This is a genomic window from Variovorax sp. GW822-FHT04E09 (genome assembly GCF_058800845.1).
Genome location: NZ_JBXAMR010000003.1, coordinates 598,831 through 614,185, shown reverse-complemented (window position 1 = coordinate 614,185; position 15,355 = coordinate 598,831). Strand labels below are relative to the sequence as shown.

Below are 15,355 nucleotides of genomic sequence, written 5' to 3'. Positions count from 1 at the left end.
TCAGCGCGACTCGACCGTCACCAGCAGCGGCGAGTCGAACATCGCCACCGGCGAAATCACCGGCTCGTCCATGGGCACGGCGTCGCCATAACGCTCGCGCATCTTGGCGCGTACGGCCGGGTCGGCGAGGTTGAAGCTGCGGATCTTCTGCAGCTCGCCGATGCGCACGCCCAGCGCGCGGTCGTAGAGCTTCCACACCAGTTCCGAGCAGTAGATGCGCGAATCCGACCATTCGAAAGTCAGGTCGTACGGGCGGCCCGCGAAGTCCGAGGTGCGCGCATGCAGGCGCGCCACGGCGCCGGGCGTGAGCCGCGTGTCGGCATCGCGCAGCCGCTTCACCACGTAGCGCCCGCCGTTGCCGCGCGCGGTCCATTGCGCCAGCGGCGTGTAGCGCACCGTCGAGACGGCTTCGAACACGTAGGGTTTGCCCTCCCGCAGCAGCACGATGCCCATGTGGCTGTAGCGCGAGCCGGTGGCGCGCTGCACCGCGACACTTTGCGCCGAGCGCGAGGTGTGGAAGATGATGTCGCCGTCCTTCAGTGCGGTGGCCGCATGGCCGGCGCCGGCTGCCAGGAGGGTGAAAAGGGCAGACAACGACGCGGAAAGGGCTTTCGACATGCAGGGCATTTTGCGGGATGCCGCTTGCGCCCCGCGGCATGCCGGTGCCATGATCCGCGCCATATGCAAACCGTCGCCTCCATCCTCTGGCGCAGGCTCGATGCACCGGGCCACGATGCCTGCCGCCTCGAACGCAACGCCTCGGCCTGGCAGCTCGACGGCGCGGCGGTGTTCCGCACCGAGGGCGGACGCATCGCCCAGCTGCACTACCGCGTGCGCTGCGACCTGCTCTGGCACACGCAATGGGGGACGGTGCGCGGCTGGCTCGGCGAGTCGGCCATCGACCTGTCGATCACGCGCGACGCGCGCGGCCACTGGAAGCTCAACGACGAAGCCGTGTCCGACATGTCGCACTGCGTCGACCTCGACCTCGGCTTCACGCCCGCCACGAACCTGCTGCAACTGCGCCGCCTGAACCTCGCAACGGGCGAAAGCGCCGACGCACCGGCGGCCTGGGTCGACATCGAAGACGGCGGGCTCAGCGAGCTGATGCAGCGCTATGAACGGCGAAGCGACAGCACGTACGCGTACGAGGCCAAGCGCTTCGATTACGCGGAGGTGCTGGGCGTCACGGCGGACGGGTTCGTGAGCGACTATCCGCGGCTCTGGCGCGCGGAGGACTGACCCGTTGCTTGGAGTTGTCGGGCGCTGCGCCTGAACGCAGCGGCATGGGCTTTTTGAGTTTCGCCTTCAATGCAGCCACCGTGGTGCTGCTGATGTTCGGCGTCCTGGTTCTCGGCGTCGTTCTCTTTGGCGTCCGGGAGGTGCTGGCGGGGTGGATGGGCACTTCGCGGGCCGCCGACCGTTTTCGCAAGGTCACGAGCTACTTCACGTGGGGGACCTGCATTGCCGCGTTGGTGGGCGGCTTTGTTCTCTACGTGACGCGCGCGCCGGACAAGGCGGAACTCGAGCGAGGCATGGCCAAGCTCTTTACCTACCCGTCCAACCGCATTCGCATCGACCTGAACAATGTCAGCGAAGCGCAGCGCCATGAACTGGTGCGCGCGCTGCAGCCGTTGCTGGCGAGCACGTCGCGCGAGTTCTACCAACGCGTCACCACGCGCCGCGGCGGTTACGACGTCGAGGCGACGCTGCCGAGCTACTACCGCCTGACCGCCGATCGCCTGGAGATCGCCACGGGCGAGAGCTTCGGCAATGGCAAGACGATGCCTGTGCTGTTCCCGCAGGTGCTGGCGCATGCGGCCAACGCCGCCACCGTGCCGACGTTGCCTACCGCGATCGACGCGCAGATCGTGGCGGGCGACCAGGCACCGGTCCCGTTGTCGCTGGTGTCGAAGACCGCCGAGCTGATGGTGCTCACGCGCCAGACGCTGCGGGGCACGCAACCCTTGCCCGCGCCCTGCCTGATGGCGATCCAGGCGCAGGTGCCCACCGATCACTTCGAGTGGCTCTTCGGGGCCGACCGGAACGGCCTGGGCAAGGACGTGCGCTTGCAGGTGAACGCCGTGCCCGGCGTGCTGCCGGCCGGTACGTACGAACTGCGCCAGCTGACGTTGCTGGGCTCGGAGCGCAAGCGCGTGCTCTGGGAACGGGCGGCCGCGCAGGGGCATGTCTCGGTGCAATTGGGCCTGGCACCTGTCGGCCTGCGCGAGAGCCCCGGCTGCGAGGCCCGTCTGCTCAAGCAGCTCGACCGCGCATGGACCGTGATGGCGTTGCGCAACGTGTCGCCCGCACTGGCCAGCGCGGTGAAGCAGGTCGACATCGAACAGCGCCCGTCACGCTTCAGCCCCTGGTACGCGGGCTTCGGCTGGGTGGCCGCGCAGCCCTAGTCGAACTGCGCCTGCGCCCCCGCCACCAGCGCGCGGTTGCGCCGCCGGTCTGCCGCGATCTCCTGCGCGAAGTCTTCGATGCTCCCGCCGGCCGGCAGGTTGTAGGCCTCGCGCAGGCGCGCGCGCAGCGGGTCGCCTTGCAGCAGGCGGTTGATTTCGGCGTTGAGGCGCTGCACCACCGCCGCCGGCGTGCGCGCCGGCGCGAAGATGCCGAACAGTGAATCGCGGTTCGCCTTCTCGTAGCCCAGCTCCGCGAGCGTGGGCACCGCCGGCAAGGCTTCGATGCGCGCGGGCGCGCCGACCGCCAGCGCCTGCAGCCGGCCGCCCTCGATGTACTGCAGCTGCTGCGCTGCGACGTTGGTCGACAGCACCTCGAACTGGCCGCCCAGCGCGTCGTTGAGCTGCGGCCCGCCGCCCTGGTAGGGGATGTGGGTGATGTCGGTGCGGCTTTGCAGGCGCACCTGCGCGAGCACCATGTGGCCGATGGTCGCCACGCCCGAGGTGGCCCAGCGCACCGCGCCGGGCTGGCGGCGCGCCAGCGCGATCAGTTCTGCAAAGCCGCGACCCGTGAAGGCGGGCGTACCGACGACGAGCACCGGCGTGCGCATCACGCTGGCCACGGGCACGAAGGCGCGCAGCGGGTCGTAGGGCGCGCGCGCGAGCAGCGGGTGCAGGGTGAGCGGGCTGATGGCCGAAAAGGCCAGCGTGTGGCCGTCGGGCGTGGCGCGTGCGAGCGCATCCATGCCCAGGCTGCCGCCCGCGCCAGCGCGGTGTTCGATGAGCACCGGCACGCCCAGCGACTGCGCCAGCGGTTCGGCCAGTGCGCGCGCCATGCCGTCGCTCACGCCGCCCGGCGGATAGACCACGATCAGGCGCACGGGGCGGCTGGGCCAGGGCGACGAGGCGGCGTGCGACAGATGCGGCAATGCGCACGCAGCCGCGAAGCCGATGCGTTGCAGGAAATGGCGGCGCAGCAGCGGCACGGTCATGCGGCAGCGTTCCCCTCGGCCAGCCCACGCAACAGCGCCGCGAAGTGCCGCGCCGGCAGGTTGTCTTCGTCGGCGCGCGACACCAGCGTGAGCGGTGCGTCGAGCTGGCCGCCGTCGGCCAGCCGCGTGTAGGCGATGGCGTGCGCGTGCACGCCGGTCATCGAGGTCGGCACCACCGACAGGCCGACGCCCGCGGCCACGAGGTTCAGGTTGGTCATCATGCGATCGACTTCGGCCACCACGCGCGGGCGCAGGCCCTGCGCGTGGCACAGCGCGAGCAGCTCGGCATAGAGGCCGGGCGCGCCCGGGCGGCGCACGAGGATGATGCCCTCTTCGCAGAGTTTCGACAGCGGCAGCGGCTTCGCGGGCTTCTTGCCATTTGCGGCAGGCGCGAAGCGGTGATCGCTCGGCATCGCGACCCACACGGGCTCGCGCAGTAGCGTCTCGAACACCAGCCCCTCGGGCCGCGCCACGGGCACGCGCAACAGGCCGCAGTGCAGCCGGCCCGCGGCCAGCGCCTCGGTGAGCTCGGCGGCGTTGTCCTCGCGCAGCTGCAGCTCCACGCCGGGGTGTGCGCGGCGGAAGGCGCGCAGCGCCTCGGGCATGAAGCGGTGCGCCGCGGCCGAGCTGGTGAAGCCGACCGCCAGCGTGCCGGTCTGGCCCTGGGCCACGCGCGCCATGCGCTGCTTCATGGCCTCCATGTCCTGCAGCATGCGCAGCGCCTCGGCCTGGAACAGCCGGCCGGCGTCGGTGAGCGCCACGCCGCGCGGATGGCGCTTGAACAGCAGCACGCCCAGCTCGCGCTCCAGCGCCTTGATCTGCAGGCTCAGCGGCGGCTGCTGGATGCCCAGCTGCTCGGCGGCGCGCGTCATGTGGCCGGTGCCGGCCACGGCCACGAAGTACCTCAGGGCTCGTATGTCCATATGTTTTTTGTATTGAATAGGCCTTGTTATTTTATTTGACCCTAGGTCACACGGAATCTATCGTCCGGCCGCCCCTTCAAACAAGCCGCCCGCCGAGGCGGCATGCCGGAGACAAATCCATGCGCACACCGCGCCCTGCCTCGAAGTTTCGTGTCGTCGTTGCGCTGATTGGCGCGTCGTTGGTCCTGGCCGCCTGCGGTGGCGGCAGCGGGGGAGGAGGAAGCCCCGGCTTCTTCCTGCCGACCCCGCCGCCCGCCAGCGGCGACACCCCGCCGGCCGAGGAGCCACCCGGCACAGTGCCCCCGCCCGTGCTGCCCGTCGTGGCCTGCGCCGACCTCGCCGGCAAGAGCCTGCCTGCCGCGCTCATCAGCCTGCCCACGCAGGGCGCCATCGTCACCAGCGCCACGCCCGTGGCCGCGGGCGACGCGGGCAACACGCTGGGCGATTACTGCCGCGTGCGCGGCACCATCGCGCCGGTGGACCCGGCCTCGCAGCGCATCCATTTCGCGGTCAACCTGCCCGAGCAGTGGAACCAGAAGACCATCCACTTCGGCGGCGGCGGCTTCGACGGCGTGCTCATCGACGGCACCGAGGTCATCCGCTTCGGCCCCGCCGGCAAGCCCGCGCCGCTGGCGCTGGGCTACGCGACCTACGGCGACGACTCGGGCCACCAGTCGAGCAGCATCACCGACGGCAAGTTCGCGGCCAATGACGAGCAGTTGACCAACTACGGCGGCCAGTCGCTCAAGAAGACGCGCGACGTGGCGCAGGCGCTGGTGTTCGCGCGCTACGCAGTGCAGCCCAGGCACGCCTACTTCCTCGGCACCTCGACCGGCGGGCGCGACGCACTGAGCTACATCCAGCGCTGGCCGCAGGACTACGACGGCGTGATCGCCAATGAGCCCGCGCTCAACTACACCGGCACGCGGCTGTCGAACGTGGCGGTGGGCCGCGCGCTGTACAACGACGGCGGCAAGGGCTGGCTCAACCTGACGGAGACGCTGCTGGTGCAGAAGGCCGCGATGCAGGCCTGCGACAAGCTCGACGGCGCGATCGACAACATCGTGAGCAACGTCGAAAGCTGCCGTCAGCTCAACACGCAGATCCTCGCGTCGCTGCACTGCCCCAACGGCGCGGACACGGCGGACACCTGCCTGTCGGACGCGCAGATCGACACGGTGCACGCCATCGAATCGCCGCTGGAGTTCACGAGCTACTCGCTCGCCAACGGCGTGAAGCGCGCGGGCGGCTACAACCTCCTCGAAGGCGCGCTGGTGGCCGGCCCGTACACCACGCGCGATCTCGGCACGCGCAAGGTGCCGGGCAACCCCGCCACCTCGGCCGACGCCAACATGTACGTCACGGGCGACCAGTGGGTGAAGTTCTTCGTCACGCGCGATGCCGGTTTCAACACGCTGAGCTTCGATCCGCAGAACCCCGGCGCGTACGCGGCGCGCGTGGCCGAGGTGTCGCAGCTCACCGACGCGACCGATCCGAACCTCGCGCCCTTCTTCGCGCGCGGCGGCAAGCTGATCATGCTGCACGGCCTGGCCGACGAGGTGATCAGCCCCAACTCGACCATCGACTACTACCGGCAGCTCGTCGCCACGCTGGGCCAGGCCGCGGTCACGCAGAGCGTGCGCTTCTACACCGTGCCCGGCATGGGCCATGGCACCGGCAGCTTCATTCCCAACTGGGACTCGCTCGCGGCGCTGGAAGGCTGGGTCGAGGCCGGCCTGGCGCCCGCCACGCCCGTCGCGGTGGACGCTGTGCCCGGCAGCTACGGCCGCACGCGCCCGCTGTGCCAGTTTCCGTCGTGGCCCAAGTACCGCGGCAGCGGCAGCCTCGATGCGGCCGTCAACTTCAGCTGCGTGACCGAGGCCGGCGACCCGCTGGCCTGCCCCAACCTGCCGGCGAGCGCGACGCGCTACAAAGGCGGCAACAGCTTCGGCGAGGAGCTGCAGGTGCAGATCGACCCGGCCACCATGGCCTACACCGTGACCATCGATGCGAGCCACGAACCCACGCGGGTCGGCACGCAGCGCAGCGGCTCGCTCGTGTCGCAGGGCAGCTGCAGCTATGCGAGCGCCGAGAGCGGCGCGGTGTTCAGCTTCGGCGCCGGCGGCGTGCTGCTGGGCGGCGTGAACCCGCCGGGCGGCAGCGGCTTCTCGCCGCTGGTGGCGTTCCAGAACACCTTCCAGAATGTGTCGCCGTCGACGGACTTCCGCTCGGTCTCGCTGATCTTCAATGCGGCCGGCGTGGAACAGCTCGGCGCGGGCACCACGGCGGCGTTCTCGTCGGCGGGGCGGCTGCGCAATGCGGGCACCTTTCAGTTCTGCCGCAGCCCGGCGTCGAACAGCTTCATGACCTACGACCAGACCTGCAAGAACACCGAGAAGGGCTACCTCAGCTACAGCACGGCGCGCGGGGCCTTCGACATGTACACGACCTCGACCTCGTCGAGCGGCACCGCCGAGACCGAGGGCGGCACGCTCACCGGCTCGGTGGTGATCGGGCTGGTCAACGGCGTATCGACGCCGCTGTACCTGCGGCGCGTGGCCACCGCCGTGCCGGCCGCCGACACGAGCAGCGGCGCGGCCACCGTCATCCAGCCGGGCCTGCGCCTGCTCGCGGTGCAGCAGACGCTGATGCCCGGCGCGGCCGACGGCAGCTACGCCATGGCCAGCGTGAAGGGCGAGGGCCGCGAGGCCACCGTGGTCGGCACCGCCTTCAACCTCGGCGGCGCGGCCACCACGCTGGGCTACGACACGCCGGTGCTCGGCGTGGCGCAGGCCGGCGCCGGCCGGCCGGGCCATCTCATCTTCAACAGCGGCGTCGTTGCCTTCGTCTCCACCGACGGGGCGAACGCAGCGCTGGACCTCGGAGTACGCCATTGAAAAAATACCTCTCGCAACTTGCCGCCTTCGCTTTGCTGGGCGCCGCGCCGCTGCTGTCAGCGCACGCGGCACCCGCCACCGCGCCGAAGCCCACGGCCTGCCCGTCGCCCGTGCCGGAGAGCGCGCGCTGCTACACCGGTGAAGACGGTGCAGGGTCGTTCTACTGGATCGCCATGCCCAAAGACTGGCAGCGCGGCGTGCTCGTGATGCACGCGCACGGCGGCCCCGAGACCGGCGCGCCCAAGCTCGCGCGCAGCGAGGAGGACCTGAAGCGCTGGGCCGTCACCGTGAAGGCCGGCTATGCCTGGGCCGGCTCCACCTACCGGCGCGGCGGCTACGGCGTGACGATGGCGGCGCAAGACACCGAGCGGCTGCGCCAGATCGTCGTGCGCCACTTCGGCACACCTCAGCGCACGCTGCTGCACGGGCAGAGCTACGGCGCGGGCGTGGCGGCGAAGGCGGCCGAACTCTATGCGCCGGTAGGCGATGCGAAGTCGCCGTACGACGGCCTGCTGCTCACCAGCGGCGTGCTCGGCGGCGGCAACAGCGCCTACGACTTCCGGCTCGACCTGCGCGTGGTGTACCAGTACGTCTGCCGCAACCACCCCAAGCCCGACGAGCCCCAGTACCCGCTGTGGATGGGCCTGCCGATGGACGCGAAGCTCACGCGCGCGGACCTCGCGGCGCGCGTCAAGGACTGCACCGGCGTCGGAACGCCCGCCGCGCAGCGCACGCCCGAGCAGGCGGCGCGGCTGAAGACGATTCTCTCGGTCGTGAAGATCCCCGAACGCTCGCTCGTCGGCCATCTCAACTGGGCGACCTGGCTGTTCCAGGACCTCGTGCAGCAGCGCCTGAAGGGCCGCAACCCCTTCGGCAACATCGGCGTGGTCTACAGCGGATCGGGCGACGATGCGGCGCTCAATGCCGGCGTGCTGCGCTACGCGGCCGACCCGCAGGCCCAGGGCGCGCTCGCGGCCGACAGCCAGCCCACCGGCCGCACCTCGCTGCCCACCGTGGGCCTGCATGCCATCGACGACCCCACGGCGTTCGTCGAACTCGAGAACGCCTACCGCCGCATCCGCGACGCGGCCGGCACCGGCGGCAACTTGGTGCAGAGCTTCAGCGCCGAGCGCGAGCACAGCTACCTCAGCGATTCGGAATACCCCGCGCTCTTCGGCGCATTGCTCGACTGGATCGACAAGGGCGAGAAGCCCACGCCCCAGAGCCTGGCGCAACGTTGCGCGTCGCTCATGCCGCGCTACGACACCGACGGCAAGAACGGCTGCCACATCCAACCCGAGTGGCAACCCCCGACGCTCGAAAGCCGCGTGCCTTCGCGCGCGCCCTGATTTTTCTTTTGACCTTGACGGAGACCTCCATGAAAAAACTGTTCGCCCTCGCGGCGCTGGCCCTTGCTGTATGCGCCCACGCGCAGGACTTTCCCGCGGGCAAGCCCGTGACCATCGTCGTGCCCTTCGCGGCCGGCGGCCCGACCGACCGTGTCGCGCGCGACCTCGCCGAGGCGCTGCGCAAGCCGCTGGGCGGTGCCAGCGTCATCATCGACAACGTGCCCGGCGCGGGCAGCTCCATCGGCGCGGCCAAGGTCGCGCGCGCCAACCCCGACGGCTACACGCTGCTGCTCAACCACATCGCGATGGCGACCGTGCCGACGCTGGTGCGCAACGTGCCGTTCAAGGTCGAGACCGACTTCGAGTACCTGGGCATCGTCAACGACGTGCCCATGACGCTCATCGCCAAACCCAGCCTGCCGGCCACCAACTACAAGGAACTGACCGCCTGGATCGCCGCCAACAAGGGCAAGATCAACCTGGGCAACGCAGGCATCGGTTCGGCCTCGCACCTGTGCGGCTTGCTCTACCAGAGCGCCACGAAGACCGAGATGACGCCCGTGCCCTACAAGGGCACGGCACCGGCCATCACCGACCTGATCGGCGGCCAGATCGACCTCCTGTGCGACCAGAGCACCAACACCTCGCCGCAGATCGAAGCGAAGAAGGTCAAGGCCTATGCGGTGACCACGCCCAAACGCCTGACCACGCCGCTCCTGAAAGACCTGCCCACGCTCGACGAGGCCGGCCTGAAGAACTTCCAGGTGACGATCTGGCACGGCCTGTACGCGCCCAAGGGCACGCCCGCGCCGGTGCTCAAGAAGATCAGCGATGCGCTGAAGGCGGCGCTGAAGGACGCCGATTTCATCAAGCGCGAAGAAGCACTCGGCGCCGTGGTCGCCACCGACGGCCGCATCGAGCCCGAGGGGCACAAGAAGTTCGTGGCGGCGGAGATCGCGAAGTGGAGCCCGATCATCAAGGCGGCGGGGGTGTACGCGGACTGAGGTTGTCGGCCGCGCGCATCGCGCTCAGAGCCCGTGGATGGCAACGGTGGCCCAGAAGGCGGCCCACACGCCGATCAGCCCCAGCAGTGCCATGACGGCGACGTAGGCAATGAAGTACGTCACGCGTCTTGCGATGCTGGGGGTGGCTGGAACCTGCCACCAGTAGATCAACCCTGCCCACAAGAGCAGGGCGCAGGCGACGAGGGCTACACCGGTTCCTGTCAATGTCAGGACCTGGCGTCGCGCCAGGCCGGTGAGCAGGACATTGAGGACCGGGATCGAAACGACCCACGTCAGCACGCTCAGCACCAGCCGCAGGCCGGCATTCATCGAATCGCGTCGCGCGGTGCTGCGTGAGTTCTGTACTGTCATTTTTCTCTCCCTGTTGGACCGTTGTGGCCTCCTCAAAATCTTAGGGAGAGCTGTCTCATGCACATGCAGCAGGTCGCGCTGGAATCAGCAATGACCGTGACGCAAGTAGTTTGCTTGCCGTGGCAATCGCAAACCGATCGTGAACGAGTTAGCCCCACCGCATCGAATGCACCAGGGCGCAGCTCAGAGCCATTACCCTCGTCGATCCTGTTCATCAGAAATCGGCTCCATGAGCTTCAGCATCTACTACGACGCAAGACGAGACAGTCCCCTGACCCGCGAGGAAGCGCAGCGCCTGGACGCGATCGTGGCTGCCTTCGACAAAGTCGACGAAGCCGACCGCCATGCGCATTCAGGTAAGGGCCTCAACTGGGAGACCTTCACGCTCTACGAGGCGTCCGGACTCACCGGGGGAAAGGTACTGGAAGGCGCCACGAAACTCCCCGACAACAAGGCGTTCGCCATGCACAAGGGGGCCAGCCACTGGGTGGCCTGCCTCAACCGGATTCGCCGCGAAGTGCTGCCGGATGCCAGGTGGAGCGTGAGCATCGATGACAGGATGCTGCTCTGGAACGACAAGAGCGGCTGGCACGACGAGGCATCGGACGGGCTGGCGACGCTCTGGCTGGGCTGCCTGTTGAGCGCGCCGTTCCGACGGTTCACGAAGTGAGCGGGTAACCGTCGGGCGTGGCCCTGCCAGACCGCGTCAGAACGTCCCCGGCAACAGGATGTCCGACTTCACATCGTCGATCTGCGTGCGACCGCAGAAGGCCATCGTGATGTCCAGTTCCTTGTGAATGATCTGCAGCGCGCGCGTCACGCCTTCCTGGCCGTAGGCGCCCAGGCCGTACAGGAAGCTGCGGCCGATCAGTGTGCCGCGCGCGCCCAGGGCGCGGGCCTTGAGCACGTCCTGGCCGCTGCGCACGCCGCCGTCCATCCACACTTCGATCTGGCTGCCCACGGCGTCGGCGATGGCCGGCAGCGCGGCGATGGAGGAGGGCGCACCATCGAGCTGGCGCCCGCCATGGTTCGAGACGATGAGCGCGTCGGCGCCGCTGGCCACGGCCAAGCGTGCGTCTTCCGTGTCCATGATGCCCTTGAGGATCAGCTTGCCGCCCCAGCGCTTCTTGATCCATTCGACGTCCGCCCAACTCAGGGCCGGGTCGAACTGCTCGGCGGTCCACGACGACAGCGACGACAGGTCTTTCACGCCCTTGGCGTGGCCGGCGATGTTGCCGAAGGTGCGCCGCTTGGTGCCCAGCATGCCCATGCACCAGCGCGGCTTGGTCGCCAGGTTGATGAGGTTCTTGATCGTGGGCTTGGGCGGGGTGGACAGGCCGTTCTTGATGTCCTTGTGGCGCTGGCCGAGGATCTGCAGGTCGAGCGTGAGCTGCAGCGCCGACACGTTGGCGGCCTTGGCGCGGTCGATCAGGCGTTCGATGAAGTCGCGGTCCTTCATCACGTAGAGCTGGAACCAGAAGGGGTGGCGGTCGGTGTTTTCGGCAATGTCTTCCAGTGAGCAGATGCTCATGGTCGAGAGCGTGAACGGAATGCCGAAGGCCTTGGCGGCGCGTGCGCCCAGGATTTCGCCGTCGGCGTGCTGCATGCCGGTCAGGCCCGTGGGCGCGATGGCCACGGGCATGGCGACCTCCTGGCCGATCATGGTGGTGCGGGTGGACCGGCCTTCCATGTTCACGGCCACGCGCTGGCGCAGCTTGATCTTCTGGAAGTCGCTCTCGTTGGCGCGGTAGGTGCCCTCGGTCCAGGCGCCGGAGTCGGCGTAGTCGTAGAACATCTTCGGCACGCGCCGCTGGGCGATCGCCCGCAGGTCTTCGATGCAGGTGATCTTGGAAAGGTCGGGCACGGGGGAGTCTCCTGGCTGGTGTTATGGGGGTCGCGGCGGGCTGCAGCCTGTACGGGCCACGGCAGCGCCGGGGGTCGAGTCTGCAGGGGAAACGCGCCGGCGACCTGAAAAAAGCCCACACCCCGGCTGAAAATTATTCAGCCCGGCTCGCGCAGCGCCTGGCGCAGCCATTCGACGAAGGTGGCGCATTCCCAGCGTTCCATGGTGCCGGGGCGCCAGCACAGGAAGTAGGCGTTGGGCGAGGGCGCGCTGTGCGGCGACAGGCGCACCAGCCGGCCGTTGTCCAGCCAGGCGCGGCCCAGCCGCAGGTGCATGAGCACCACGCCGAAGTCTTCGGCGGCCGCATCGAGCGCCAGGCCCAGGTCGTTGAACTGGTGGCCCACGGCCGGCTCGGGCAGGCCGATGCCGCAGGCCTTGAACCAGATGCGCCACGACTCCAGCGGCGTGCGCAGCATCTGCACGCGCGCCACCTCGGCATCGGTCGAGAAGTGCTGCTCGAAGGGGCCGTGGCGTTCCAGGTAGGCCGGGCTGCACACCGGCGAGACGTCGTCGGCCAGCAGCTGGCAGAACTCGCGGTCGTGGAAGGGGCCGGTGCCGAAGCGCAGCTCGATGTCGGCGTCTTCGGCCGTGAAGTTGCGCACCGGCATGGTCACCTGCAGCATCAGCTCGATGGTCGGGTAGGCGTCGCGGAACTCGGCCAGCCGGGGCAGCAGCATCTGGCGCGAGAAGGTGGGCGTGACCGCCACGCGCAGCCGCCGCACCTGCGACGCGGGCTCGCGCCCTGGCACCTGCTGCAGCGCCGCAATGGCCTCGCGCACGCGCGCCAGGTAGGCCACGCCGTCGGCGCTCAGGCCGAAGTCGTTGCCCGTGAAGAGCTTGAGCTCGAGCTGCGTCTCGAGCTGGCGGATGCGGTGGCTCACGGCGCTGGGCGTCACGCTGAGCTCTTCGGCCGCCAGGTTCACGCTGCGCAGCCGCGCGACGGCCTCGAAGGCCTGCAGGCCCTGGGTCGAGGGGAGTCGCGTCGATGCCATGTGTTTTTTGGGAAGGAGTGAGCGATGCGATGTTATCGAAGGGCGACCAGCGCATCGAGCAGCCGCCGCAGGTCGTCGACCGCCTCGCGCGCCAGCGCCGCATCGCCCATCTGCGCCTTGACGATGGCGCCGTCGACGCCGAGCGCGGCTGCTTGTGCAACGGCCATGCGCTGCGGGCCGTCGGGCAGCAGGCCGGCGATCACCTCGACCATCTCGCGCTTGTGCTCGCGCGCGATGTCGGCGGCGCCGGCCACGCTGGCCCCCACTTCCACCACCGAGTTGATGAAGGCACAGCCCCGAAACAGCGGGTCGGAGAACCATTCGGCCATCACATCGGCCAGCACCGGCAGCGCCTGCCCCTGCGCGATGCGTTGCTGCGCGTCGCGCCGGCCCAGCGCGTCGACGAACCAGGCCATCCACACGCCGTGCCGGTGGTCGAGAAAGGCGCGCACCAGGTCGTCCTTCGAGGGGAAGTGCCGGTAGAAGGTGACCTTGGTGACGCCCGACGCGGCGATCACGCGGTCGATGCCGGTGGCGCGGATGCCGTCGGCATAGAAGAGCTCGTGCGCCGTGAGCAGGATGCGCTCGCGCGCGGGCAGTGCAGAGATGTCCATGCGGCGATTGTAGGCATGTAGACAGGTCTGTCTACTCGTGGCACATTGCGGGCCTTCATCACTTCATTTCTTTGACTGAAAGACCGCCATGGAATCCCGCCCGCCGCTGCCGCCCTTCACCCTCGAATCCGCCCTCCAGAAAGTCCAGGCCGCCGAAGACGCCTGGAACTCGCGCGACCCCGCGCGCGTGAGCCTGGCCTACACGCCCGACACCGAATGGCGCAACCGCGCGGACTTCGTCAATGGCCGCGAGCAGGTGGTGGAATTCCTCACCCGCAAGTGGGAGCGCGAGCACGACTACCGCCTGAAGAAGCAGCTGTGGGCCTTCATGGACAACCGCATCGCGGTGCGCTTCGAATACGAATGGCACGACGCCGCGGGCCAGTGGTTCCGCAGCCATGGCAATGAGAACTGGGAGTTTGCGGAGAACGGGTTGATGCAAAGGCGCTACGCCAGCATCAACGACCAGTCCATTGCGGAGTCGGAGCGCAAGTTCCGCTGGGAGCGCTGAGGCGGAGGGTGCGGCAACGGGCATGCCTGTTGCTTGCCCTGTCGCATCCCTTCATACCCAGGAGCCAAGCCGCATGAACCGCAACGACGTCACCGAGAAGATCATCACCGTGAAGGTGTCCAAGGGCATCCAGTGGGCCGACGTGGCCAGGAAGGTCGGCCTGTCGAAGGAGTGGACCACCGCCGCCTGCCTCGGCCAGATGACGCTCGACGACAAGCAGGCCAAGGCCGTCGGCAAGATCTTCGGCCTCACGCCCGAGGAGCAGAAGTGGCTTCAGGTCGTGCCCTACAAGGGCTCGCTGCCCACGCCCGTGCCGACCGACCCGCTGATCTACCGCTGGTACGAGGTGGTGAGCGTGTACGGCACCACCATCAAGGAACTGATCCATGAAGAGTTCGGCGACGGCATCATGAGCGCCATCGACTTCAGCATGGACATCCAGCGCCAGCCCGACCCGAAGGGCGACCGCGTCAACGTGGTGCTGTCGGGCAAGTTCCTGCCGTACAAGAGCTACTGACGTTCGGCGTTCAGTCAGTACACCGGTGCCGCCGGCTTCGGCCGCGGCGTCGGGGCCGGGCGCCAGCCGGGGCCGGCCATGCCGTAGCGCGCGCCCTCGATCGCACCCGCAATGGCACGCGCCACGCCCTCGACCGGTGTCGTCAGCCGCCGCCGCGTGCGCATGCGCTCGAAGGCGTAGCTGTCGGCGATGCGCTCGGCCAGCGGGTCGGCGGCCTCGGCCACGTCGGGGCTCACCAGCGAGACGTGCAGGCGCCCCGCGTGTTCCCGCCGCAGCCCTTCGGAAATCGCCTGCACCGCGTACTGCGTGCCGTGGTAGACGGCCGAGTCGGGCGTAGCGCCGCCCATGGCCACCGGCGCGACGTTGACGATGTGGCCCCAGCCCTGCTCCTGCATCGTGGGCAGCACGGCCGCCACGCCCAGCAGCATGCCGCGCAGGTTGACGTCGATCATCAGCTCCCACTCCTCGATCTTGCGCTGCCACAGCGGCGACAGCGGCATCACGCCGGCGGCGTTCACCAGCACGTCGATGCGGTCATGCGTGTCGAGGGCGAACTCGGCAAAGGCCTCCATGTCGGGCCGGTGCGTCACGTCCAGCCGCCGGAAGCTCGCCGAGCCGCCGGTGGCATTGATCTCGGCCGCGAGCGCCGCGAGCCGTTCGGTGCGGCGCGCGCCGAGCACCACATGGGCGCCGCGCCGCGCGAGCCGCCGCGCCGTCGCCTCGCCGATGCCGCTGCTGGCGCCGGTGACGAGAACCACTGTGTCCTGGATTGCACTCATACAAAACTCCTCATGCGGGTCGATGCGCCACGGCGCGAGGGGTGCGCCGGGCATGCAGAGGAGTCTCGGGGCGAAGGGGCCGGAGGCGGTATCCGGA

Annotated in this window: 16 protein-coding genes; 8 read left to right on the top strand and 8 right to left on the bottom strand. The window is 69.0% G+C overall.

The window, feature by feature from the left end; translation table 11 throughout:
* Positions 1 to 594 (bottom strand): YiiX family permuted papain-like enzyme, encoded by a 594-nt coding sequence (locus AC1RL8_RS15090; RefSeq protein ID WP_492684681.1) that lies wholly within the window; start codon positions 592 to 594, stop codon positions 1 to 3.
* An 87-nt stretch (positions 595 to 681) separates the two neighbouring features.
* Between AC1RL8_RS15090 and AC1RL8_RS15085 the strand changes: the two genes are divergently transcribed.
* Positions 682 to 1,242: a putative glycolipid-binding domain-containing protein gene (locus tag AC1RL8_RS15085; protein ID WP_492684680.1), complete on the top strand. Its 561-nt coding sequence runs from the start codon at positions 682 to 684 to the stop codon at positions 1,240 to 1,242.
* A gap of 44 nt (positions 1,243 to 1,286) precedes the next feature.
* Positions 1,287 to 2,408, top strand: a complete 1,122-nt coding sequence (locus AC1RL8_RS15080) for a hypothetical protein (RefSeq protein ID WP_492684679.1) — start codon at positions 1,287 to 1,289, stop codon at positions 2,406 to 2,408.
* Here the strand turns inward: AC1RL8_RS15080 and AC1RL8_RS15075 are convergent.
* The gene (locus tag AC1RL8_RS15075) at positions 2,405 to 3,397 is read right to left on the bottom strand and encodes a Bug family tripartite tricarboxylate transporter substrate binding protein (RefSeq protein ID WP_492684678.1); all 993 of its coding nucleotides are present in this window, start codon (positions 3,395 to 3,397) and stop codon (positions 2,405 to 2,407) included. The two genes, AC1RL8_RS15080 and AC1RL8_RS15075, sit on opposite strands and share 4 nt — an antisense overlap.
* The gene (locus tag AC1RL8_RS15070) at positions 3,394 to 4,320 is read right to left on the bottom strand and encodes a LysR family transcriptional regulator (protein ID WP_062478005.1); all 927 of its coding nucleotides are present in this window, start codon (positions 4,318 to 4,320) and stop codon (positions 3,394 to 3,396) included. The genes AC1RL8_RS15075 and AC1RL8_RS15070 overlap by 4 nt, the downstream gene beginning before the upstream one ends.
* Before the next feature lie 119 nt (positions 4,321 to 4,439).
* Here AC1RL8_RS15070 and AC1RL8_RS15065 point away from each other — a divergent pair, with 119 nt between their 5' ends.
* From AC1RL8_RS15065 to AC1RL8_RS15055, 3 genes are read left to right on the top strand one after another with little or no spacing between them, the layout of a single operon-like run.
* Complete coding sequence (locus AC1RL8_RS15065) at positions 4,440 to 7,217, top strand: tannase/feruloyl esterase family alpha/beta hydrolase (protein WP_492684677.1); 2,778 nt, start codon at positions 4,440 to 4,442, stop codon at positions 7,215 to 7,217.
* Complete coding sequence (locus AC1RL8_RS15060) at positions 7,214 to 8,566, top strand: alpha/beta hydrolase family protein (protein WP_492684676.1); 1,353 nt, start codon at positions 7,214 to 7,216, stop codon at positions 8,564 to 8,566. Before AC1RL8_RS15065 ends, AC1RL8_RS15060 begins: the two co-directional genes overlap by 4 nt.
* Before the next feature lie 29 nt (positions 8,567 to 8,595).
* Entirely contained in the window at positions 8,596 to 9,570 is a 975-nt protein-coding gene (locus AC1RL8_RS15055; protein WP_095949624.1) for a tripartite tricarboxylate transporter substrate-binding protein, read from the top strand.
* Positions 9,571 to 9,594: 24 nt separating this feature from the next.
* Here AC1RL8_RS15055 and AC1RL8_RS15050 read toward each other — a convergent pair whose 3' ends face one another.
* Positions 9,595 to 9,942 (bottom strand): hypothetical protein, encoded by a 348-nt coding sequence (locus AC1RL8_RS15050; protein WP_307694874.1) that lies wholly within the window; start codon positions 9,940 to 9,942, stop codon positions 9,595 to 9,597.
* 229 nt (positions 9,943 to 10,171) lie between these two features.
* On the opposite strand from AC1RL8_RS15050, the gene AC1RL8_RS15045 reads away from it, so the two are divergent.
* A complete protein-coding gene (locus AC1RL8_RS15045) occupies positions 10,172 to 10,612 on the top strand; it encodes a hypothetical protein (RefSeq protein WP_070062185.1) in 441 nt (146 codons plus the stop codon).
* Positions 10,613 to 10,648: 36 nt separating this feature from the next.
* Here AC1RL8_RS15045 and AC1RL8_RS15040 read toward each other — a convergent pair whose 3' ends face one another.
* The 3 genes from AC1RL8_RS15040 to AC1RL8_RS15030 form a co-directional block, all read right to left on the bottom strand.
* Entirely contained in the window at positions 10,649 to 11,806 is a 1,158-nt protein-coding gene (locus AC1RL8_RS15040; protein ID WP_307694872.1) for an alpha-hydroxy acid oxidase, read from the bottom strand.
* Between the two features lie 137 nt (positions 11,807 to 11,943).
* Complete coding sequence (locus AC1RL8_RS15035) at positions 11,944 to 12,837, bottom strand: LysR substrate-binding domain-containing protein (protein WP_070062186.1); 894 nt, start codon at positions 12,835 to 12,837, stop codon at positions 11,944 to 11,946.
* Between the two features lie 32 nt (positions 12,838 to 12,869).
* Positions 12,870 to 13,451: a TetR/AcrR family transcriptional regulator gene (locus tag AC1RL8_RS15030; protein ID WP_492684675.1), complete on the bottom strand. Its 582-nt coding sequence runs from the start codon at positions 13,449 to 13,451 to the stop codon at positions 12,870 to 12,872.
* Between the two features lie 88 nt (positions 13,452 to 13,539).
* Here AC1RL8_RS15030 and AC1RL8_RS15025 point away from each other — a divergent pair, with 88 nt between their 5' ends.
* A complete protein-coding gene (locus AC1RL8_RS15025; protein ID WP_492684674.1) occupies positions 13,540 to 13,962 on the top strand; it encodes a nuclear transport factor 2 family protein in 423 nt (140 codons plus the stop codon).
* 73 nt (positions 13,963 to 14,035) lie between these two features.
* Entirely contained in the window at positions 14,036 to 14,479 is a 444-nt protein-coding gene (cynS, locus tag AC1RL8_RS15020) for a cyanase (RefSeq protein ID WP_492684673.1), read from the top strand.
* A gap of 14 nt (positions 14,480 to 14,493) precedes the next feature.
* Here the strand turns inward: cynS and AC1RL8_RS15015 are convergent, their stop codons facing one another.
* Positions 14,494 to 15,258, bottom strand: coding sequence for an SDR family oxidoreductase (locus AC1RL8_RS15015; RefSeq protein ID WP_492684672.1), 765 nt, complete (start codon positions 15,256 to 15,258; stop codon positions 14,494 to 14,496).
* Between the last annotated feature and the right edge of the window lie 97 nt (positions 15,259 to 15,355).

What these genes read in the sequence shown, in the direction of transcription:
- AC1RL8_RS15085 (WP_492684680.1), top strand. Translation starts at nt 682, where the DNA reads ATGCAAACCGTCGCCTCCATCCTCTGGCGCAGGCTCGATGCACCGGGC.
- AC1RL8_RS15080 (WP_492684679.1), top strand. Translation starts at nt 1,287, where the DNA reads ATGGGCTTTTTGAGTTTCGCCTTCAATGCAGCCACCGTGGTGCTGCTG.
- AC1RL8_RS15075 (WP_492684678.1), bottom strand. Translation starts at nt 3,397, where the DNA reads ATGACCGTGCCGCTGCTGCGCCGCCATTTCCTGCAACGCATCGGCTTC.
- AC1RL8_RS15070 (WP_062478005.1), bottom strand. Translation starts at nt 4,320, where the DNA reads ATGGACATACGAGCCCTGAGGTACTTCGTGGCCGTGGCCGGCACCGGC.
- AC1RL8_RS15065 (WP_492684677.1), top strand. Translation starts at nt 4,440, where the DNA reads ATGCGCACACCGCGCCCTGCCTCGAAGTTTCGTGTCGTCGTTGCGCTG.
- AC1RL8_RS15055 (WP_095949624.1), top strand. Translation starts at nt 8,596, where the DNA reads ATGAAAAAACTGTTCGCCCTCGCGGCGCTGGCCCTTGCTGTATGCGCC.
- AC1RL8_RS15050 (WP_307694874.1), bottom strand. Translation starts at nt 9,942, where the DNA reads ATGACAGTACAGAACTCACGCAGCACCGCGCGACGCGATTCGATGAAT.
- AC1RL8_RS15045 (WP_070062185.1), top strand. Translation starts at nt 10,172, where the DNA reads ATGAGCTTCAGCATCTACTACGACGCAAGACGAGACAGTCCCCTGACC.
- AC1RL8_RS15035 (WP_070062186.1), bottom strand. Translation starts at nt 12,837, where the DNA reads ATGGCATCGACGCGACTCCCCTCGACCCAGGGCCTGCAGGCCTTCGAG.
- AC1RL8_RS15030 (WP_492684675.1), bottom strand. Translation starts at nt 13,451, where the DNA reads ATGGACATCTCTGCACTGCCCGCGCGCGAGCGCATCCTGCTCACGGCG.
- AC1RL8_RS15025 (WP_492684674.1), top strand. Translation starts at nt 13,540, where the DNA reads ATGGAATCCCGCCCGCCGCTGCCGCCCTTCACCCTCGAATCCGCCCTC.
- cynS (WP_492684673.1), top strand. Translation starts at nt 14,036, where the DNA reads ATGAACCGCAACGACGTCACCGAGAAGATCATCACCGTGAAGGTGTCC.
- AC1RL8_RS15015 (WP_492684672.1), bottom strand. Translation starts at nt 15,258, where the DNA reads ATGAGTGCAATCCAGGACACAGTGGTTCTCGTCACCGGCGCCAGCAGC.